The 21,525-nt window shown below is 55.7% G+C and carries 18 protein-coding genes; 2 read left to right on the top strand and 16 right to left on the bottom strand.

All coding sequences use genetic code 11. The features are described from left to right. Positions 1-66: 66 nt before the first annotated feature. Positions 67-1,554, bottom strand: a complete 1,488-nt coding sequence (locus D777_RS03655) for a DUF3336 domain-containing protein (RefSeq protein ID WP_036128822.1) — start codon at positions 1,552-1,554, stop codon at positions 67-69. A gap of 28 nt (positions 1,555-1,582) precedes the next feature. After that, entirely contained in the window at positions 1,583-2,371 is a 789-nt protein-coding gene (locus tag D777_RS03650) for an MlaA family lipoprotein (protein WP_036128820.1), read from the bottom strand. Positions 2,372-2,462: 91 nt separating this feature from the next. Between D777_RS03650 and D777_RS03645 the strand changes: the two genes are divergently transcribed. After that, on the top strand, positions 2,463-2,870 hold the full coding sequence (locus D777_RS03645) for an acyl-CoA thioesterase (RefSeq protein ID WP_036128818.1): 408 nt from the start codon (positions 2,463-2,465) through the stop codon (positions 2,868-2,870). Between the two features lie 15 nt (positions 2,871-2,885). Here D777_RS03645 and D777_RS03640 read toward each other — a convergent pair whose 3' ends face one another. The 3 genes from D777_RS03640 to D777_RS03630 all read right to left on the bottom strand — a co-directional run bounded on the left by D777_RS03640 (position 2,886) and on the right by D777_RS03630 (position 9,930). Next, the gene (locus D777_RS03640; protein WP_036128816.1) at positions 2,886-4,007 is read right to left on the bottom strand and encodes a beta-ketoacyl-ACP synthase III; all 1,122 of its coding nucleotides are present in this window, start codon (positions 4,005-4,007) and stop codon (positions 2,886-2,888) included. A gap of 154 nt (positions 4,008-4,161) precedes the next feature. Continuing rightward, on the bottom strand, positions 4,162-8,097 hold the full coding sequence (gene hrpA / locus D777_RS03635) for an ATP-dependent RNA helicase HrpA (RefSeq protein WP_201443325.1): 3,936 nt from the start codon (positions 8,095-8,097) through the stop codon (positions 4,162-4,164). 159 nt (positions 8,098-8,256) lie between these two features. Beyond that, a complete protein-coding gene (locus D777_RS03630; RefSeq protein WP_036128814.1) occupies positions 8,257-9,930 on the bottom strand; it encodes a long-chain fatty acid--CoA ligase in 1,674 nt (557 codons plus the stop codon). Positions 9,931-10,119: 189 nt separating this feature from the next. Between D777_RS03630 and D777_RS03625 the strand changes: the two genes are divergently transcribed. Beyond that, complete coding sequence (locus tag D777_RS03625) at positions 10,120-10,605, top strand: MaoC/PaaZ C-terminal domain-containing protein (protein WP_036128811.1); 486 nt, start codon at positions 10,120-10,122, stop codon at positions 10,603-10,605. 10 nt (positions 10,606-10,615) lie between these two features. On the opposite strand, the gene D777_RS03620 is transcribed toward D777_RS03625, so the two are convergent. The 11 genes from D777_RS03620 to D777_RS03570 form a co-directional block, all read right to left on the bottom strand. Then, complete coding sequence (locus D777_RS03620) at positions 10,616-11,593, bottom strand: AgmX/PglI C-terminal domain-containing protein (protein ID WP_036128809.1); 978 nt, start codon at positions 11,591-11,593, stop codon at positions 10,616-10,618. Further along, positions 11,586-12,074 carry an ExbD/TolR family protein gene (locus D777_RS03615; RefSeq protein ID WP_036128806.1) on the bottom strand — a complete coding sequence of 163 codons (489 nt, stop codon included), beginning with the start codon at positions 12,072-12,074 and terminating at the stop codon, positions 11,586-11,588. Before D777_RS03615 ends, D777_RS03620 begins: the two co-directional genes overlap by 8 nt. Further along, on the bottom strand, positions 12,071-12,601 hold the full coding sequence (locus tag D777_RS03610; protein WP_036128804.1) for an ExbD/TolR family protein: 531 nt from the start codon (positions 12,599-12,601) through the stop codon (positions 12,071-12,073). Before D777_RS03610 ends, D777_RS03615 begins: the two co-directional genes overlap by 4 nt. Positions 12,602-12,646: 45 nt before the next feature. Beyond that, the gene (locus D777_RS03605; RefSeq protein ID WP_036128803.1) at positions 12,647-13,291 is read right to left on the bottom strand and encodes a MotA/TolQ/ExbB proton channel family protein; all 645 of its coding nucleotides are present in this window, start codon (positions 13,289-13,291) and stop codon (positions 12,647-12,649) included. A gap of 20 nt (positions 13,292-13,311) precedes the next feature. Next, positions 13,312-13,662 (bottom strand): hypothetical protein, encoded by a 351-nt coding sequence (locus D777_RS03600; protein ID WP_051668932.1) that lies wholly within the window; start codon positions 13,660-13,662, stop codon positions 13,312-13,314. Continuing rightward, positions 13,663-14,148 carry a tetratricopeptide repeat protein gene (locus D777_RS03595; RefSeq protein ID WP_051668931.1) on the bottom strand — a complete coding sequence of 162 codons (486 nt, stop codon included), beginning with the start codon at positions 14,146-14,148 and terminating at the stop codon, positions 13,663-13,665. After that, on the bottom strand, positions 14,138-16,954 hold the full coding sequence (locus D777_RS03590; RefSeq protein ID WP_036128799.1) for a tetratricopeptide repeat protein: 2,817 nt from the start codon (positions 16,952-16,954) through the stop codon (positions 14,138-14,140). Before D777_RS03590 ends, D777_RS03595 begins: the two co-directional genes overlap by 11 nt. Then, complete coding sequence (locus D777_RS03585; RefSeq protein WP_051668930.1) at positions 16,951-18,597, bottom strand: tetratricopeptide repeat protein; 1,647 nt, start codon at positions 18,595-18,597, stop codon at positions 16,951-16,953. Before D777_RS03585 ends, D777_RS03590 begins: the two co-directional genes overlap by 4 nt. Before the next feature lie 3 nt (positions 18,598-18,600). Continuing rightward, positions 18,601-19,119: a hypothetical protein gene (locus tag D777_RS03580; RefSeq protein ID WP_227501655.1), complete on the bottom strand. Its 519-nt coding sequence runs from the start codon at positions 19,117-19,119 to the stop codon at positions 18,601-18,603. A 343-nt stretch (positions 19,120-19,462) separates the two neighbouring features. Beyond that, on the bottom strand, positions 19,463-20,641 hold the full coding sequence (locus D777_RS03575) for a vWA domain-containing protein (RefSeq protein ID WP_036128797.1): 1,179 nt from the start codon (positions 20,639-20,641) through the stop codon (positions 19,463-19,465). Positions 20,642-20,664: 23 nt separating this feature from the next. Continuing rightward, positions 20,665-21,507: an AAA family ATPase gene (locus D777_RS03570; protein ID WP_036128795.1), complete on the bottom strand. Its 843-nt coding sequence runs from the start codon at positions 21,505-21,507 to the stop codon at positions 20,665-20,667. Positions 21,508-21,525: the final 18 nt, after the last annotated feature.

Here is a 21,525-nt window from a genome sequence, read left to right as displayed (position 1 = left end):
GCCCCAATGGCGCTATGCCGCCTTGGTATGGCGGTATCATACCGTCCGCTTCAAGGGGCTGTCATCTCAGGAACTGCTGGAATCGGAATTACTTATCAACCGAAGTTCGGCCGTGCGCCGGTTTTGATGCTTGAGGCGTTGCACACATCGCTCCAGAGTCTTCGATATACGCGCGTGGGATCGAATCATGGATATCTTCGGCCAAGTCGCTCTCTCGCCGGCCAGAATGAGCTCGCGAATAAACTCCGGGTCCGGATTGGACACGATCCGGCGGTAATGCCGTGGTGAGTATGACGGCGCGATCGTCACATCACCGGAGTATCGTTGGGCCATCATTGTGTAAATCTGGCCGGAAATCTGCCGGAACAACTCCGGCTTGACCCGTTTCCTCAGATAATCGAACACGCCGGTTCCATGGAACTGGATCTCGGACTTGAGAAGATGCATCGGCAGATTGGCCAGTGACAGCTTTTCATCCAGCCCTTTTTCGTTGAGGAACGGAACCACATGGGGGTTGGTCTGGCTGACGATCGTAAAGTTAACATCGTACAGGTGCATCAGGCGGTCAACCGGCAAGTCACTCACCACAGAGCCGTCCACAAATCGCAGGCGTGGCATATAGGGCAAGGAATTACCCTGAAGATCCTTTTTCATCAGGGTTACTGGCGGAAACACCATGGGCACGGCGGCGCTGGCTAAGACCGCACTCCAGACCAGAAGGTAGGGTGACGTATACCCACACAGCAGTCGCGCTTTCTGGTGTGCCTGTACCGGCGAAACGCTCACGTTAATGGAACGCCCGGTACGTTGAAAGGCTTCCTCAAAGGTATACTCACCGATGTTTGCGCGCAGGCAGGACCGAAGCTGTTCCTGATCCATCATGCCTTCCCCCCTCAGGGCGCTCAGAAAACCTTTCCATTTCCAGGCGTTAAGGTTATGGCTTTCCGGCACGAGCATTTCAGGAACTTCGGCATCGGTATGCACCCCAAGCATGCCGGCAATGATTGCGCCGGCGCTGGAACCTGCGATCACCTGGGGTAACAGCCCTTTTTCCCACAGTGCCTTGATGACCCCGAAGTGAAACATACCCAGCGTCGCTCCACCGCTGAGCAGCAGTGCTGGCCGGCCATAGCTGGTCAGGGTGTCCCGGAAAAACTGAAGCTTATCCGCAACCGGAAAACCGGGAACCGGGTGATCACAGAGGTAATCAAGGGACTCACATACCTGGGTTATGTACTCTTCAATAAGGTGTTTGGTGCCTACCCTGGAGCGCGTATAAAGCGCCGGGTTTCCCATATTGCCCAGATCGTGGTGCAACCCCTCCCGAAGGGCTCGCTTGAGGCGATCAAAGTCGTTCTGCTGACGGTATTGCTTCAAATTGCTCAGGCGGTCATAGATCAGTTCGAAGTGGTAAAGATCCGACGCAAAGTCCTCTTTCCAGTCGGCATTGCCTTCCAGGAAGTCCAGTTCCAGTGCTGCCGCCTTCCACACCTCATAGTTGGGCGCCTCGGCAAGCATCTTCCGGAACTTGCTGATCCTCGGATCCTTAATCACTCTGATCTCCTTTCCGCAACGGATTTGCTCAGAAATCCTCAAGCATCAGGTCTTCATCTTCACCACTGGCGAAGGGGTCTTCGACCACCTTACCATCATTGATCAGGAATTCCCGGCGCTGCAGGAAGGCATTCCGGACAAAAATATAGCTGTCCCCGGAAATGAAGCCCTCAGCAGGAATCAGGTCTGCTCGCTTGTCGACAATCTGAACGCCCCGGGCGTACCAGTTTTCAGGGCTGTCCACGTTATCCCACAATGACGGAAACACGAACCCATCCGTTGCGAGCCCGGAAAAATAGCGCGGGGTAGCGGGCCCCAGGAATGGCATCATCAGGTAAGGCCCAGAGCCGACGCCCCAATGGCCAAGCGTCTGCCCGAAGTCTTCTGGCCGCTCCGGCAGATCAAACTCTGTGGCAACATCAATCAACCCTCCCAGCCCGAATACCGTGTTGTAGGTGAACCGCCCCGCAGCAACAACGGCGGACTCCCCTTTGAGTTGCAACACGCTGTTGGTGAAATTCCGGACTTCCTGGAGGTTATTGAAGAAATTGGTCACCGCCCGATCCACAAACCCCGGCGTTATCGCCCGATAGGTCTGGGCCACAGGTTTAAGAAACCAGCGGTCGATGGTTTCGTTAAAACTGAATACCTTGCGGTTCCAGCCTTCGTATGGGTCCTTGGGGTCAACGTCCGCCGCCCCTGAAGACACCATGCCCTCGTCTACGGTCTGGGCAGAGACCATACCCGCCTGGCCCGCGGCCAGTGAAACCGTCACAGCGAGTGCAAACTGCCAGCACCGGAAAAAAGATTGTGTCATCGCCTGCTCTTGGGTTGTCTTAATGGTTTCAGTTCGTCGAAAATACCGGCGCTTTTTTATTCTTATTTAACCGCTGTTCTGGAGGTACCTGATGTCAGTACCTGGAAATCTTGTTCATACTATTACATTGCCTCTCCGCTGGGGGGACATGGATGCATACGGCCATGCGAATAATACGGTCTACTTCCGGTTCTTTGAGGAAGCACGCATAGTGTGGCTGGCCTCACTGGAAGTAGGCGGGCCTGAAGAGCCCACGGGACCTGTTATTATCAAAACCAGCGCTACATTCCTCAAGGAACTGACCCACCCGGCCAACGTTGTTGTGAAAACATACGCGGACAAGGCCGGCAATACCAGCCTGGATTCTTACCATCTGCTAACGGATGCGGATAGTGGTGAGGTATACGCGGAAGGCTATGCCAAGATCGTCTGGTTCGATCGCTCGGCCAGAGCCTCAACGGCGCTGCCAGACGCTTTGAGAGCAGTGGCAGCCCGCTGAACAACACCCACGGAATTACCGGCGGCGTAGCACTACGCTGCCGACCGAGTAACCGGCACCAAACGAGCAAATCACACCCAGATCGCCGGCAACCAGATCTTCCTTGTGCTTGTGGAATGCAATGATGGACCCGGCCGAACTCGTATTGGCGTATTCGTCCAGAATCACCGGCGCCTCTTCCTCGCTGGCATCTCGACCCAGTACCTTCCTTGCAATCAACTGATTCATGTTCAGGTTGGCCTGGTGAAGCCACATTCTCTTCAGATCATCCGGTGTCAAGGAGAGTGACCGCAGCTGAGCCTGGATCATTTCAGCCACCAAAGGCGATACCTCTTTGAACACCTTACGGCCTTGCTGAATAAACAGCTTGTCCGGCTTACCAATGCCTGATTCATCCCCGCGATTCAGGAAACCGAAGTTGTTACGGATGTTATTGGAGAATTTGGTTTTCAGGCTGGTCCCAAGGATCTCGAACCCCTCACCCGCGCGGGTATTCTCTTCACGCTCCACCAGAATCGCTGTGCAGGCATCGCCGAAAATAAAGTGGCTGTCGCGATCCCTGAAATTAAGGTGGCCAGAGCAGATTTCCGGACTCACAACCAGCACCGCACGAGCAGAACCGTTCTCAACGGAATTAACCGCTGCTTGCAGGCCGAAGGTGGCCGAACTGCAGGCCACGTTCATGTCGTAGGCAAACCCATCAATGCCAAGCGCTTCCTGAACCTCAATGGAGATCGCAGGGTACGGACGCTGCATGTTAGAGCAAGCAACAATAAGTGCGTCCACATCGGCAACCGTCTTACCGGCTTGTTCCAGGGCTTCCTTACAGGCAGAGACTGCCATTTCACACTGGACCGAAGGCTCTTCGTTGCTTCGCTCGGGAATCAAAGGCGCCATTCTTTTTGGATCGAGAATACCGGTCTTGTCGATCACATGGCGTCGTTTGATACCGGAAGCTTTCTCAATGAAGGCTGAAGAAGACGGCTGTAGCGGTGCCAGATCCCCTGCGGCAATCGCATCGGCATTTTCAGCATTGTACAGCTCGACGTACTGGTTGAATGCTTCAACCAGCTCGTCGTTATCAATGGTTGCAGGCGGTGTGTAGAGACCTGTTCCGCTAATGACGGCTTTAATCACGCTAACCCCACGTCATGGTTATAGAATCGGGCGACCAGAATGTCGTTCTTGATAAAATACTATCACAGTCTCTAGCATTTGCTCGCCAGCAAACAGTGCAGACAGCACCGATCCAGTGCATTTTCGACCAACGTCCAAGCAAATTTCCCGGTGATTAGACCCTGGTCTGCTCCCACTGTTTGTCCAGGCGCTTGACCGAGACGGTCATAATAGTGCCAAGCTGCTGAGCGAAAAATGATACCCGGTATTCTTCCAGCATCCAGCGATACAGCACCAGTTCCGGGTCCCGCACGCCCTGTCGTTGCTGCTCGTCGCGCTTTTTCGCGTAACGGGACCAGAGCGGGTCGATCGAGTGCAGGAACTCCCGCTCCCTGCCCATTTCCCGTGGCATCTTCTCCAGCCTGATCAGGGCCGCATCAAAATATCGCCCGAACTGATCCAGCCATTCCCGCGGCGTTGCCACCAGAAACCCCGGGTAGACAAGGTTCTCGAGCTGAAATTTTATGTCCGCCATACTGTTCGCGAGTGCCAGACTAATCTTGCCTTTGAGCTGCTTAGCCAGCTTCTGATACCCCGACATCGCCTGAAACAGTCGCTCGTCGGCCTCCTCCAGTGCCGGAATAAAATCGCCACGATGACGATCATAGAGCCGATCAAAGGCCTCTGCGGATCGAGGTAGCTCCTCCGACAAAAAATGTTGCATGGCTGTGGAAACCAGCAAATCATCCAGCAACAGCTTGGCCTGACCTACCGGGGCAAACATGAGTGCAGATTGTTTGAACCTGGGCAGCTTGCGCTCCAGACCCTCAAGGGTCTTCCCGAACCGGTTTAGAATTAATCGCGCAATGGCTTTTCGGGTCTCATCCTCAGCAGTCAGACGATCAAGGCAGCGGATCTGCCGAACGTGCTTACCGAGGTCTTCCAGTGCCGGATAAACCGTGACCTGCATGCCACCTTTTTCGGTTTGAACCTCGACCGGCAAGGTGCCGAACTGCCAGTCACTGTACTCTTTTGTTTCAGTAGGCTCGGCCTCGGTCGAGGCGGCCGATGCCAGAGCTTCTTCTGCCCGACCTTCCAGGCGATCCTGCAGGCTGGACGTATCACGGCTTTCTGCCAGAATCTTCCCTTTATCGCCCACCACGCGGACATTCATCCGAAGATGCCTTGGCAGCTCTTTGTCAGACCAGGCCTCCGGATCAATCCGGACACCCGTCATTCGTCTTAGCTGTTCCCAGAGCTGCACCGCCAGCGGCTCATTTGACGGCTGCATGTTTGCCAGTGCCGCATCGACAAAATCCGGTACAGGCACGAAGTTTCTGCGCAGGGACTTGGGCAGTCCTTTTACCAGTGCGATGCACTTTTCCCGTAACAGCCCCGGTACCAACCATTCGAGACGGCGAGTCGGGATTTGCTTCAGCGCCATCAGCGGCACCTTAAGGGTCACACCATCCCGCTCACTGGTCGGTTCGAATTCATAGCTGAGCGGGTATTGGACGCCCTCCCACTCCAGGTAGTCTGGATACTGGTGTGCGGCGGCGTCATCCAGAGGGCGCTGAAGAATGTCCTCCTCGCTCAGCTCCAGATCTTTCAGTCCCTGCGCTGAGAGTTGCTTCCACCAGGACTCGAAATGCCGGCCGCTGACGATCTCTGACGGCAACCGCTGATCATAGAAACCCACCAGCGTTTCATCGTCCACAAGCAAGTCACGGCGGCGGATTTTTTTCTCGAGATTCTCAACGGTATCAAGGAGCGCCCGGTTCCGGGCGATAAACGGCGCCTTGCTCCGGTAATCGCCCTCAACCAGCGCCCTGCGAATAAACAGGTTTCGACACTCTTCAGGATCCACCTTGCTGTAGGCAATGCGGCGCTTGGGCACCACATCAAGGCCGTAAAGCGTCACCTTCTCATACCCCATCACCTGAGCACGCTTTTGCTCCCAATGAGGTTCGAAGTAGTGATGCTTCACAACGTGCTTCGCCAAAGGCTCAATCCAGTCTGGCTGGATGGCTGCCACCATTCGGGCAAAAACTTTGCTGGTTTCAACGATTTCGGTTGCCACAATCCACTTCGGGGCCGTTTTCACGACTTTCGAGCCCGGAAAAATCATCACTTTCCGGTTTCGGGTTGCGAGGTATTCCCGGTTCTCCACCTTCACAGCGACCTGGCCGAGCAGGCCCGCGAGAATGGCTTTATGAAGCTTGTCGTAACTGGCAACATCTTTGTTGAAAGCCAGTTTCTGTTCGCGGCAGATCAATGTGAGCTGTCGATGGATATCTCGCCATTCCCTCATCCGCATCCAGCTGAGAAAGGTCCTCTGGCAGAGCTTTTTCAGCTGATTCTGTGACAACTCCTGGCGCTGCTCCTCATAGAAATTCCAGATATTGAGCAACGTGACAAAATCCGATTCTTTGTCATTAAACGGCGCGTGGGCCTGATCGGCCGCCTGTTGTTTTTCCTGAGGCCGTTCCCGCGGGTCCTGAACACTCAAGCCGGCGATAATCACCAGTGTTTCGGACAGGCTACCCAGTTCCGCAGCGGTTACCAGCATTCTCGCCAAGCGTGGATCCAATGGCAGACGCGCCATGGTCCGGCCCAGTTTGGTAACCCGCCGTTTGTCATCCACGGCGCTGAGTTCTTCCAGGAGTTTATAGCCATCGTTAACCTGCCGTCGGTCAGGGGCTTCCAGGAATGGGAACTGCCGGATTTCGCCAAGCCCAGACGTCGCCATCTGCAGGATAACGGACGCCAGGTTGGTTCGGAGAATTTCAGGATCGGTGTATTCGGGGCGGTTAATGAAATCGGTCTCGTCGTAGAGACGAAAGCAAATACCCGGAGCAACGCGACCGCATCGCCCTGCCCGCTGATTTGCGCTGGCCTGGGAGACCGGCTCAATTGGTAGTCGCTGAATTTTGGAGCGCACACTGTATCGACTGATCCGGGCCATGCCGGTGTCGATCACATAACGGATTCCTGGCACCGTTAACGACGTCTCAGCAACGTTTGTCGAGAGCACGATTCGCCGCCCACGGTGGGACTGGAATACGCGATTCTGCTCCTGGTTGCTCAACCGGGAGTACAGCGGCAAGACCTCGGTGTGCTTGAGATCTACGTGACGCAGGACCTTGCTGAGATTACGAATTTCCCGCTCGCCGGGCAGAAACACGAGCACGTCACCGGGTGGCTGTTTTTCCTGGCGCTCGTGCTGTTCAATCTCCTCCAGAGCCTGGATCACGCCGTCTGTCGTGCCCTGATCACGGTCGTCCTCGTCGCCCGTCAGGGGACGGTAGCGGATATCAACCGGGTATGTCCGCCCGCTCACCTCGATCACCGGCGCCTCGTTAAAAAACTCACTGAAGCGCTCAACCTCAATGGTCGCCGAGGTGATGATCACTTTCAGGTCCGGCCGCTTGGGCAGGAGCTGCTTCAGATAACCAAGGAGAAAATCAATATTCAGGCTGCGCTCATGAGCCTCATCAATGATGAGCGTGTCGTAACGGTCCAGGAAGCGGTCATGCTGGACTTCTGCCAGCAATATACCGTCGGTCATGACCTTCACTCGAGACTGTTCGGAGGTCGTATCCGTAAACCGTACCTGGTAACCAATCTGTTCCCCGGTCTGTTCACCCAACTCTTCAGCGATGCGAGCGGCAACGCTCCTGGCAGCAATTCGTCGAGGCTGGGTGTGACCAATAAGGCCACGAGTTCCGCGACCGGCGTTCATGCAAATCTTGGGTATCTGGGTGGTTTTACCCGACCCTGTCTCACCGGCGATGATCACCACCTGGTTATGGTCAATCGCCTCACGAATATCATCAACGCGACTGCTGACCGGTAACCCATCCGGAAACGTTGCCGTTTTATGAATGGCCCGGCGGGCAGATACCTTTTCGGAGCCTCGCTCCAGCCATTTGGCCATTTTCTCCAGGTCTTTGGTTCCTGGTTTCCCCTTGGTGCGCGCGACCGTGCGGACGATACGGGCCGCTTCCTGCTGATTGCAGGTATCCAGTTTCGCCATGATGGATTTGACGGCGGCCTGCCTCTGCTCTGCTGTTTCAGGGACCGCAGGATTATCCGTGCTGGGGTTTGTCATCGGTGATTCGACTTACTTTCGTTTACCAGTGATTGTCAGAAAACTGCGACAGTCTATCGGGAATGCGACCTGTGTAAAAACAGAAAACCCCGCCTGAGCGGGGTTTTCATGCTGTCAGCCATCGGGGCGGGCTGACCTACGCAAACTTAACAGCGATCATCAGCCGTTCGCTTCATCACGCAATTCACGGCGCAGGATCTTGCCCACGTTGGTCTTCGGCAGCTCTTCCCGGAACTCAAACAGCTTCGGCACTTTGTAAGCGGTCAGTCGCTCACGGCAGAATTCCTTGAGTTCGTTCTCGGTCACGCCTTCTTCGGTCGGAACCAGGAACACCTTGACGGCCTCACCACTTTTCGCATCGGGCACGCCAACGGCGGCACATTCCACCACTTTCGGATGGCTGCTTACCACGTCTTCGATTTCATTCGGGAAGACGTTAAAGCCCGACACAATGATCATATCTTTCTTACGATCAACAATCCGGATATAGCCGTCTTCCTGGATCAGGGCTACATCGCCGGTTTTCAGGAAGCCATCCTCAGTGAAAGACTTCTGGGTATCCTCCGGACGCTGCCAGTATCCACGCATCACCTGGGGGCCTTGCACACACAGCTCGCCCGGCTCACCCAGAGGAGTCTCATTGCCATCCTCGTCAATGGTCTTGACCACGGTAGAAGGAATCGGCAGGCCGATGGTGCCAAGCTGAATGGCCACATGCGGGTTGAAGGTCACAACCGGCGAGGTCTCGGTCATGCCGTAACCTTCGGAAATCTCACAACCGGTCACACGCTCCCACATCTTGGCGGTGTCACTGGTGAGTGCCATACCACCGGAAGATGTCAGCTTGAGGGCACTAAAGTCCAAACCCTGGAAATCTTCATTGTTGCAAAGGGCAACAAACAAGGTGTTCAGCCCCAGGAAAGCAGTGAACTTATGGTTCTTGAGTTCTTTGACAAAGCCCGGAATATCCCTGGGATTCGGGATCAGAACGTTGTGGGCGCCAGCTTCCAGCATGATGCCGCAGTTCAGGGTAAAGGAGTAAATGTGGTAGAGCGGCAGCGGAGCGATGACCACTTCCTTACCCTCTTCCACGATATCGCCCATCATCGGTCGTGTCTGAAGCAGGTTCGCGACCAGATTACCGTGGGTCAGCATCGCACCCTTAGCCACACCCGTGGTACCACCGGTGTACTGGAGCACTGCGATATCATCAGACTTGCATTCCACCGGCGTAAACTTTTCCCGGGCACCTGCACTGAGCACGGCCGGCAGTTTGTGCGCGCCGGGAATGTTGAACGGTGGCACCATCTTTTTAACGTGTTTGATCACAGCGTTCATGAGAGTACGCTTGATCGGAGAGTGCATGTCTGCAATCTCGGTCACGATCACGTGCTCAATGCCCGTATGCGGCAGAACCTTTTCAGCGTTCTCGGCCATATTGGCAAGCACCACAAGAGCCTTGGCACCAGAATCGTTAAACTGGTGTTCCATTTCACGTGTGGTGTAAAGCGGGTTGGTGTTCACCACAATCAAGCCAGCGCGCATGGCGCCGAAAACAACAACCGGATACTGTGAAACGTTCGGCATCTGTACTGCAATGCGATCGCCGGGCTTCAGATCGGTCTTATTCTGCAACCAGGCCGCAAAATTACGGCTCTGGGTATCAAGGTCACGGTAAGTGAGCGTCGCACCAACAGCACTGAAGGCCGGCCGGTCCGCGTATTTTTTAACGGCCTGCTCGAAAACCTCCACCATGCTCTTGTATTTGTTCAGGTCCACCTCCCGGGGTACGCCGGCGGGGTATTTATCCTGATAGAACTGCTCAAAATCCATCACCATCTCCTGTTTGGCGTTTTTCATTGTAATGACTCACCACTGCAGACCTGACTTAAAAATCAACCCTACAAAAGTATCACCCTCGAAAAAGTGGGGAGAGAATAGCAGTTTTGTTAACGATGAGGTAGCGTTCAGCAAATATGTCCGAACAGCTGTACTCAAATCAATAACGTACGGAGTTACATCATGAGCAGTGCCCTGGATACGCTTGAAAACATTACTTACGACGAACTGAATGAAGGCGATTCCGCCACGTTCACTCGCACACTCACGGAGAACGACCTGATCCTCTTTGCGGCAGTCTCCGGTGATGTCAATCCCGTCCACCTGGACCCGGAATTTGCAGCAGAGTCCATGTTTGGTGAACGAATTGCCCACGGTATGTGGAGTGGATCGCTGATATCTGCTGCTCTCGCAACAGTCATGCCAGGCCCCGGTACCATCTACCTGGAACAGAACCTGGCATTCAAGCGCCCGGTAAAACTCGACGACACACTAACCGTCACGCTCACCGTTCTGACCAAAGCCCCGAAAAACCGGGTTACCTTGCAGTGTGATGTCAAAAACCAGAATAATCAGCAGGTTGTATCCGGCGAGGCCAAGGTCATTGCCCCCACCGAAAAGGTTTCCCTGCCAAAACCGATACTTCCTGACATCAAGATCGAGGACTGAGCCCTATCTCTTAACCGGGCAGGAAATCAATCGGGAACCGGACTTTGCGCGTCTCGACATTTTCTGCCCCAAAATCAAACAGACGCACCCGCATGACAATCCGCTGCTCTAGCGTCGGGTTCGACAGTTCGGAGCTAACCACCCTGCAAGCCGAGACCGTGCCATCGGGCTCGATAACCAACTCGAGCATTACCTTCCCCTCAAGCGTTGGATCCTGCCTCAACTCTCTACGGTACAGGGAATACAGCGCCGTTTTCTGAGCATCAAATACACTACGAATGTTGCTCATCGCCCGCTCGGCAGTGCCTTCCTGAGCACTCTCCCCAGCGGCGGCCGGTGTTACAGCTGCAGCCACTTGCCCCGAAGCACTCACCGGGGCGCTCACTGTCTTTACCTCGTGGGATGCAACGTCGACGTTGGAATCCGGTACTGCCACCTCAGACACTCCACCACTACCCCGCAGCACGTTGGCCCCCTGGCTCGACGCTGCTCCCTTGCCGACGTCGGCAGCGCCGGCGTCAACGTTGGCCACAAAGCGTTGCGTCTGTGTCGGTTCCGGTTCCCGTAGTGCCGCCAACTGGCTTTTCATGGCCAGCAGCCCCGAGCGAGAGGCTTTTTCCCTCGCCGCTTCGACAGTTTGCTCTGGTGGCGCCTTCGGTCGTTCCGTTTTCGGTTTTACAAGCTTGGGTTTCTTGGATTCTTGTGTTTTTTTAACAGGTTCCGGAGCTTCTTCAGGTCCCTCGGCAACAGGCTCGGGCTCAGCTTTAACCGGAGCAGGCCGCTGCACCAGTTTCGCCAACTGCGGAGGAATCTTTTCCGCCTCGGACCGCGCCTGTTCGGGCAGGTCAAACAACGGAATCAGCAAGGCGGGCACTGAAAAAAGAACGAGTGTAAGCCCAAGGATAACGCCGAACCACCGGTTCTCCCTCGTGCCCGATGACCACGGTAAGGCCACACCGTACTCAGGTACAACCTGCGAACTAGCCATTGCGGACCTCCGATTCCACCGCCAGTCGTACTTGTCGGAAGTGCTCGTCGACGCAGGTCTGCATAATCTTCCTCAGTAACCGGTAATCGGTATCGCGATCAGCCATGACCGTCACCTCCAGCCCCGCCTCTGGAACGTCTGTCCATTGGCTACGACGGTAGGCCAGCTCTTCCGACAGCCCGGCAACCGTCGTGTCATCGGCGTTGATCGCGTCGATTCGGGCCACTTCCCGCCCCTGAACGAGCACGGCACCGTCCACAACCTGCACCGTAAGGTTCTCCTTCGCTGCCTGATCGGCCGTAGACGTCGGCAAGGTAACGTCAGAGTTGTTCTGCATCACCTTTACATCGGAGGAATTCACCATCAGGAAGAACACCAGAATGGTAAAGATATCCATCAAGGACACCAGGTTCAGACCGCCAGCCCGATGCATTCGTCCATAATGGCGTTGTATACGCCTGGATTTACGAGACGTTTTCATGCGCCCTCCTCATTCTCAACGGGGGGCGCCTCCGCAAGGACGCGGTCATCGGCGGCGTTCATCAGAGAGACGTCGGGAAACAGTTCACCTTCAACCACACTGGCCGCAACGACCGCCGGATAGGATCGAACCGTATCCATCGTGGTAACCAGAGTCTGGTAATCCACGTCGGGGCCGACTTCCAGAATCACTTCGGTCTTGTCGGGGTACCGAGTCTTGATGCCACGCAACACCTCCCGAAGCGCGGTATAGTCCTGACCTCTATCAAGAGCTGGCAAAACCCGGAGCAGCCCCCGCTTGCTATCAGCTACTTCCATTCCGGCGGGCAGCAGCGTCACCACCAGGTTGAGTTGCTCGTTTTTGGCACTGCTGCCGGCTGACTCCCCCGGGAAGTTGAGCTCGATCATCTTGATCTGACTGAATACCATCCCCAGCAGCAGAACCGGTACGAGGACGATCATCAAATTCATGAATGCGGTGATATCCAGATCCGGCGAGACGGATTGTCTACGATGTCGACGGCGCATCTATCACTCTCCAATTCGTTCCTGGGCTTTCTTGGACTGGAAGGGTCAGGCTGCTGCCCGCCCCGCCGGCTCAGTCACGATGTTGAGTAACTTCACCCCGGCCATCTCAAAGCTGTCGACGATCTCGTTGGTTCTGGTTTGCAACACGGCATGGAACATCAACAGGGGTATCGCCGACATCAACCCAAACGCCGTTGTGTTCATAGCCACCGAGATACTCTCTGAGAGCAGGCTGGCTTTCTGAGCCGGATCTGCCGCTGCTACGGCAGTGAACGCCGCTATCAGGCCAATGATCGTTCCGAGCAGCCCCAGGAGCGTGGCGATATTGGCAAGCGTCGCCAGGTACTGGGTTCGCTTCTCAAGACGAGGAAGCACTTCCATCAGCCCCTCCTCCATCGCGTATTCGATATCCTCTCGGCGACTGTTAGAAAGAAGTCGGCCAAGTCCGGCTCCCATGACGGACGCAATGGCGCTGTTGGAGCTGGTGGCAGCTTTCATCGCTCGTTCGTAGTCCCGTTTCTCAAGCAACGGCAGAATGCCCTTTTCAAAGGCAACCCGGTTGCGACGGCGCACAGAGCCCAGGTAAAAAAACCTTTCCACCGTGATCGCGAGTCCGATCGCCAGAACAACCGCGATGGGGTACATGAAAGGCCCGCCTTCCTGAAAAAACCGAATGGTCGTATCCAGCATGTTATTTCTCCGTTTTCCTTCTACATCGAGCCCTGGTCCCGGTTGGGACTCAGAGTCAGGGGATCAAGGGTATTGCGGAACAGACGGTGGCGCTCAATGACACGAGGATCCAGCGTCTGTTCCAGATTGGGTGCGGCACTTTCCAGCTCCGCCCGCTGGCGTCTGGGCAGCGTGGGCGGCTTCCATGGAAGGATATAGAGAACGCGGGGCTCGTCATCGCCTGCCGTATCGGACAAACCCGCAACGCCAAGGTGCCCCCCTCTCGAGCCCGCTCCATTCTCAGAGGACGCCCAAACGGCCCCGGAAACGCCGAGAATGCTGACGAGCAAACACAGTTTCAGGATGACAAACCGGATTCCGCGCACACGCATTCAGTCAACCCTCCGTTCGAGGTCGGCTATCCAACCGGCTACCCTGCTGTCTTCTGATTCCGCGAGCTCCTCGTATCGCTTGTAATGTTCAAGCGCCGTGCCCAGATCCAGCAAATAGAGTTCACTGATCACGGCAAGATTGAAATGCAGCTGCGCGACGTCGGGAGAATGCTCAAGGCCGGTTTTCAGTAACTCAACGGCCTTGCTGAACTGTTTATCCTCTGCATAGAGAAGAGCAAGGTTGTTGATCGTAGCTGCGTCCTTAGGATTCAGTGTCACCGCCTGCTCCCAGGCTTTCAAGGCAGCCACCTTTCGCCCGGCTTCATAGGCTTTTTGCCCTTTAAGGGATAGCTTTGCTGCCAATACCGGGTCCTCGGCCACCGCCCGGGGCGCCGGCTGCTCAACAGCCGATCGCGTAGAACATGCAGCCAACCAGGCCGTCAGGAGAATAAACAGGCTTACCCGATAGAGTCGTTTAGCCAGCATCGTCGCCCTCCTCATCATTTGCCCAACTCATCCAGCGTACAGAGCGGTCGTACCTGCCCGGATTCAGGGTTGCCAATACATCAAGGCTCTTTCCGATCCAGGCGTCATAGCCACTGGATGTAATCCTCCGATGATTGTCCGCGTGAAGGCGGATGGCTTTTTCCTCGAACGGAAACGCTTCTTCCTCAAGTAACATCTGATACTGCATCGCCTCGAGCTCATTCAGCTCGCCCGGAACCGTTGAATTCATCAGGTCCGTCGCCAAGGCTCGATACAATTCCGCCCGACGGTAGAGGGATTCAGAAAGCACTGCGTCCCCGGCCAGAGCTTCGGCATCAAGAAAATATTTGCGCGCCTTTTCAAGCGCCACCTGTTTCGCACTCAATGATTCTGCCAACGGCTGGCCGAGACGGATTGTTGCGAAGGATGCAGCCGCCTTCGCGCCAAGTATCAGCGACTGACGCGCCGCCCAGGCCAGGGTTTGGTCTGAATGCCAACGGCTGTCCATCTCCTGACTCAGCAACGCCTGACGATAGGGTTCCGGCGCCTCAACCGTGATTAAAAGTCTGTGCCTCAGGGTCTGTAGCTCTATGTGTTCTGCGGCGCTGGTAGCCGCGGGCTGAGTATCAAGATAGGCCGCATAGACCTGATTTCGCCTCGGTATGCTTCCTGCTTCGTGGAAGAGTCCCGCGGCTCGGAGTTTCAACGGCCATGGATCGGGACTGTTCTTTGCCCGGTCGAGCAATTCCTGCGCTGCCGCTGCTGGCTGATCGGATGACACATACGCATGGACAAGTTTTTCACTGATTTCGGAGGCCAACGGATTGCTGGGGTAATCGCGACGAAAGGCTTCGAGCTCCGGTATGGCCAGAGCGTATTCCCCGGCTTTTAACAGGGTATTACCGGCATCAAACTGTGCTTTGATAGCTATATCAGACCCCGGAACAACCGGACCGACGCGACGGAAATGAGCAACCGCAGCGGCGGCATTCCCAGCTGCCGCGGCATTCTCACCCTGGCGATATATGGCGGTTGCGAGCTGGGAACGAATCGTATCATCGGTCCCGGCGATCTCGTCGGGCACAGCGGGATCTGCAGTCAGATCCAGTGCATGCTTCCATGCTCGTTCGGCCAGCCCAAACTCTCCGAGTTGCTGCCGCCCACGCCCGGTGACCACCCACGCTGAATACCGGGTGGAGGGTGTTGCCCTTGGGTTGGTGAGCACTGTTTGTGCGTACTTGAGCGCTTGCTCCCGGTCACCAGCTTCCAGCCACTTTCCTGCCAGATCGGCCATAAGACCCGACACCCGGGAGTCTTCAGGGAATTTGCCGGCAAACCGGTCGGCTTCCGACGTTAATCCTGTCAAGCGATCAGTAGCAGCACCCTCACCTTCAAGCCACTGCTGTCTCAATACCGTGATAGCAGCCCAGCCAGAGTCGGCCGCTTCACCGTAATCGGCGGTGTCGTAAGCTGCCTGTTGAAAGCTTTGAAGGGCATTTTGTATGTCGCCGGCTTGCAGGTAAGCGTCTCCGGCCAATCGCAAAACCTCACCCGGCCGATCCTGCCGATCCCCGAGTGCACGGTAGTAGCCAGCAGCTGTCGCGAATGCGGACTCCGCCCGGGCTCCAGCCTGCTCTTTCAGTCCGGAACCAGAATGATAGTAGTAGTCCGCCAGTTCCCGGCTGACTGATCGCCACCGTTGCTGTTCCTCGGGGGGCAATTGGATGAATGCCGTATCCGTCGCGAACATGGCGACATAATCCGCGTGGGCGCGCCGAACCTTGGCCGCATCCCCCACCATCCGCCAAACGTCCGCTATCTGGACCATGAACAATGGCTTGGCGGCATGCTCCGGGGAAAAATCCACAAACGCCCTGTTGGTTTGAACACTTTGCTCGAACGCACCATTGGCTGCGTAATAGTCCGCCAGCCGATCAAATGCCAGGTATGTCCATGCGCGCTCATTCCCGTCCCCCAGCCATTGCACCAGGGTGTCGGTGCCGCCCTGCCGCGCCGCCATGGTCGCTACGATTCGCAGAGCGTCGTCAATCAGATCCACCTCGGTGTCGCTGAGGGCGTTGACCGATTGCGGATCCGGTAAAAGCGAATCCAGCACGGTGTAGAAGGTCTTGCCGGCTCTGCTCCACGCTGACTCACCTTGTTTGAACTGACTCCAGCCAAGCATGTAACGGGCTTTCCGCGTCAGCTCGGGATTCTCGGCAGCCTCGATCGCCGCCAGGTAAGCGGCCTCTGCCTGGAAGTATTCTCCCGACGCAAACTCTGATTCAGCAATGCGGAAATGAGCCTCGGGCACCAAGGATGAGTCAGGGTATAGGCCGACCAGTTGCTCCAGGCGATCAATGGATTTCTCGGATTCCCCTGTCAGGGCATGAGCCCGCGCCATCTGATACAACAGCTCATCAAGCTTTCCAGAGTAGGAACCTCGAGTGAGGATACTCTCGTAACTCTCCAGAGCCTGCTGATAGACCCTGGCTTCCTGATCCGCCGAAAAGCCAACGTCTTCTCCAGATACGTCCTGGATGTTACTCAGGCGATTGAGCGCATCAATTCGAACTTCAGGCTCATCGGATGCATCAAACAGCCGCTGATAGCGGCGAGCCACTTCCGTCGGCGATATGGCGGGCAATGGACGGGCTTCGAAGGTGAGAAAAACCGGGCGCATGTCCTCAATCGTTTCGCCGTCTTTCCCCAACTCAACCTGAAAGCTCTCTTGCGCCAAACTCGTTTGCACCAGCAAGGGGGTGGCACAGACCATGGCGAAAATGGCAAAGCGCATCCGATTCATGGTTTGCCTCCGTCCAGTTTCTTCAGCGCGAGATACTCATAGAGATGGGCGATCTGCTGCTCCGTTTTATCCAGAGCAAAGGCCATACGCTGGTCCTCTTGCTCTATGAACTCGAGTGCCAGACGGTCAAGCGCTTTGCCAGCCTCATCCCTGACGGCTCTTACCTCAACGAGAAGCGATTGGGTCTGCTTTCGTAACCGTTCAGCCTGACGTTTCCGTGGCTGCCTCTGATTGTTACCACCGCCCACGTTGCTCAGACGTTCAAGTACCGAGCCGCTGGCATTCAGGGCATCGCGAAGCTCCCGAATATGGCGTTTCTGGGCCGGAGAAATATTGGGTCCGGAAAGCGCTGCAACGGCGTTCGTCAGCGCATCCTGATCTGCAGACAGTTGTTTAGAGCGCCCTTGGGTATCGCTCGATGGTTTGTTTCCTAGCGCTGCCATAAACACGGTGAGATCCCGCTCCTGTTGCTCCAGGCTGGCGATCATCTCCTCCAGTTCTGCCACGCGCGCAACCGCCCGCTGCGTTACCGGGTTCTCAATCAGGCCGAGGAGGTAAGCCAGGCGTGGCTGCGTCAGGGTTCGGCTGTCCGCAAGGAACCATTCAAGATCCGCGTTTCGCGCATCGTCTACAAGAGACTTGTAGGCCCCCGCCTCCCGTATGCGTTTTTCCAGCTCACGCAGTGTGGCCCGCTCGCCCTCATAGGCGGCGCTGGCCGCCAGGAAGGCCTCGCCGGCCTGGCCAAGGTACCCCGCCAGATCATATCCGCGCCCCATTCCCAGCCAGGCATCCTCCACCCCGGGATAGGCCAGCGGATACTTCTTTGCGCGATGCCAGCTCTGCATGGCTGCCCGGTAGTTCCCCTGTTCAGACAATGCCAAGCCGTGCAGATACAGCGCCTGAGGGGTCCGATAACTGTCCAGGGAGACTTTCTTGAGAAAGCCGATGGCCTTGTCGTAGTCCTCGTGGGCGTATGCCAACTGCCCCGCTCTGACCAGCAAGCGGCTTTTCAACTCTTTCGAACGCTCTCTATTGGTATCCGTCTCGCACATGGCCAATGCGACGCGCAAGGAAACCAGTGCGCGAGAAGGGTTAAGGTCCGTACGCGCGAAGTCGGTGGCAAGGTTCAGATAACCCACCGCCGTCCAGTAGCCCTCATCCATTCCAGCAAGCGTCTTACCCGCCGCATCGAGCCTCCCTGCATGCCGTTGTAGCTCAGCCAACGCAAAGCGGGCCTTCTGCCGGGTTTCACCGAAGCCGTTTTTCGCTGCGACCTGATACCAGTTTCGTGACTCGTCAGCGTCACCTTCAGCACCGTAGTGTCTAGCAACCATCAGAGCAGCCTCCCCACGGTGGTAGCGGCCCTGAGCTACTTGAACAAGCGTATCCAGGCCTTGCTGGACATTCCCGCTCTCAAGCAACAGCCTTCCCCGGAGATAGTCTGCGGAATCCCCTTTCAAACGGTCCTGCAGCGGTAAAGCCGCTGTGATATCACCGGTTGCAAGTGCAAAACGGACGACCCCCTCGGACAACTCTTCAGGCACGGTCGGTGATGTTGCCTTTGCAGGGTCGCAGAACAACGCAATCAACAGGAAGATTTTGATAGCCGGAGCACTTACCCAGGAATGGAACAACCCTGTCATGATCTACTTCCACTCTGTGATCGTTACATCGGGTTCGTAATCAGGGGCGTGTGCGTCGAGCGCGAGTTGTAAGCGGTGAGTGCCCGTACTTTTGGTAAAGCGGTGCACACTCTCGCGTCGAATGAACTGATCTTTAGCGGTTCTTACTGAAATTACAGCCTTAATTTCATGGCCACCGTTACTCAGGTTGCCGGTAAATAGCTGCTGTACGCCGCCTCGCTCCAGAGCATTCCGTTCCCGCTTTGAATAAAGATGGGAGGCAACAGGCTGACCATCAATAAACAACTCCACAGCGTCGACCTCCAACCCATTTCTGCCCGCTAGTGTCAGAAAAACTGCCACTCTCGTGTCAACGGGGTGCAAAAGCTCCTGCTCAAAGCGGTTAACCTCGACTGAATGCGCAGAGACTCTGGCTCGCAACTGTTCGATCTGCTGGTCGACAGCTGTCGACGCCATGAGCTGGGTAGAGCCCAATACCATCAGCGGCAAGACATACTGGGCCAGTCGTGCAGGGGTTAACATGGGGGTAAACTGCCTCCTGCCTGTGCGTGCACAGAGCAATCTTATGTAACAAGACGACAGGAAGAGTAACACTTGGTAACTCGCAAGAACGGTATCCAGGTCACCAAATGAAAAAGCGCTTGGAAGGATCGGGAATGTGTCGAGTAATTTGACACGGAAGTGACAAAGTGTCAGATCAAGTCTGAGACGACCACTCAAACGAGCATGTAATAGACTGTTTTACATGCGTTTTCTTGCAATGGCCTTGTTATTGCTTGTAAATGCTTGGCGGGGTAGCCCATAGACCGGCAACCCCGTTTGATATGCCGAGCTTTGCCGATGCCCTCAACCGCATCGGCTTTTTTTATTTGCTGAGCTGCTTCATCGCAGCTTCCATGCCTTCAATGGTAAGCGGATACATATGATCGTTAACCAATTGGCGGGTCATTCCCAGTGAACCTCCGGTCCCCCAGTAGCTCTCTGGCAGAGGGTTGAGCCAGACAACCTTGCGAAAATGGTCCGTTACCCGCTCAAACCAGGTTGCGCCAGCCTCCTCATTCCAGTGCTCAATCGAGCCGCCCGGGTGGCTGATTTCATAGGGTGCCATGGTGGCGTCACCGACGAAGATCACTTTATAGTCTGGCGTATATTTGTGCAGTATATCCCACGTGCTGGTGGTTTCGTTCATCCGCCGAATATTATTTGTCCAGACGCTTTCATAAATGAAGTTGTGGAAGTAGAAATACTCCATATGCTTGAACTCAAGCCGCGCGGCAGAGAAAAGCTCCTCACAAACCCGGATATGAGGATCCATGGATCCACCTACGTCGAAAAAGATCAACACCTTGACCGCGTTGTGGCGCTCAGGAACCATCTTCAGGTCCAGGTATCCGGCATTCCTGGCGGTGGACCGAATGGTGTCATCCATATCGAGCTGATCGGCTGCCCCCTGGCGGGCAAATTTTCGCAACCGACGCAACGCCACCTTGATATTTCGTATCCCGAGGGTGATACCGTCGTCCAGATCCTTGTACTGGCGCTTCTCCCAAACCTTGACGGCTCTTCCCTGCCGGCCGTCTTTTTGCCCGATACGGAAGCCTTCCGGGTTATAGCCATTGGCACCGAATGGTGAGGTTCCCCCGGTACCAATCCACTTGTTCCCGCCCGCATGGCGCTCTTTCTGCTCCTCCATGCGCTTCTTGAAAGTTTCGATCAGCTCTTCAAGACCGCCGAGTGAATCAATCTTCGCCTTGTCCTCTTCCGACAGATGCTTTTCGAATTCGGCTCTGAGCCAATCATCCGGAATCAGCGCTTCCATCAGATCATCAAGGTTCTCGATGCCCTCGAAGTAAGCTTTGAACGCACGGTCAAACTTGTCGAAGTGGCGCTCGTCCTTCACCAGGCACAAGCGGGCCAGGTAATAGAACTCTTCCATGTCTGCAAATGCCAGCCGGTTCCTGAGCGCTTCAAGCAAATCCAGAAATTCGCGCAGACTGGCAGGCACCTTTGCCCGCCGCACTTCAAGAAAAAAATCAATCAGCATATCAATGCAACTCTTGCCGGATATCAGCTACGACGCCGCGTCATGAACGCCAGTTTCTGCAGGAGGTGAACGTCCTGCTCATTCTTGACCAGAGCACCGTAAAGCGGTGGCAGCGCTGTGCTGGAATCCTTTTCCTGGAGCATTTTGGCTGATAGCTCGTCCGCCATGAGAAGCTTCAGCCAGTCAATCAGTTCAGACGTGGACGGCTTTTTCTTCAAGCCCGGCACCTTACGCACATCGAAAAACACTTCCAGTGCATCGCGAACAATTTCCTGCTGCAGGCCGGGGAAGTGGACGTCCACGATATCCTTCATGGTGTCATGATCGGGGAAGCTGATGTAGTGGAAAAAGCAACGGCGCAGAAAGGCATCCGGTAGTTCTTTCTCGTTGTTACTGGTAATAACAACGATAGGCCGCTTGTGCGCCTTAACGAATTCCTGGGTCTCGTAAACGAAGAACTCCATCCGATCCAGTTCCAGCAGCAGGTCGTTCGGGAATTCGATATCCGCTTTGTCGATCTCATCAATCAGCAGCACGACCTGCTCATCCGCTTCGAAGGCTTCCCAAAGCTTACCCTTGACGATGTAGTTCCGGATGTCCTTGACCTTCTCATCACCAAGCTGCGAGTCCCGCAGACGGGAGACCGCATCATATTCGTAAAGCCCCTGGTGGGCCTTGGTGGTCGACTTGATGTGCCAGGGGATCAGCTTCATGCCGAGGGCAGCCGCCATTTCCTCTGCCAGCAGGGTCTTGCCGGTTCCGGGTTCCCCCTTGATCAGCAGCGGGCGTTGCAGAGCGATCGCCGCGTTAACGGCCATCTGCAGGTCATCGGTGGCTACGTACTTATCGGTACCGGTAAACTTCATCTGTCACGTTCCTGTTCG

This window comes from Marinobacter nitratireducens (genome assembly GCF_000708045.1).
Taxonomy (GTDB): domain Bacteria; phylum Pseudomonadota; class Gammaproteobacteria; order Pseudomonadales; family Oleiphilaceae; genus Marinobacter; species Marinobacter nitratireducens.
The sequence above is the reverse complement of the archived record's forward strand: the minus strand, read 5'-3'. Positions and strand labels throughout refer to the sequence as shown.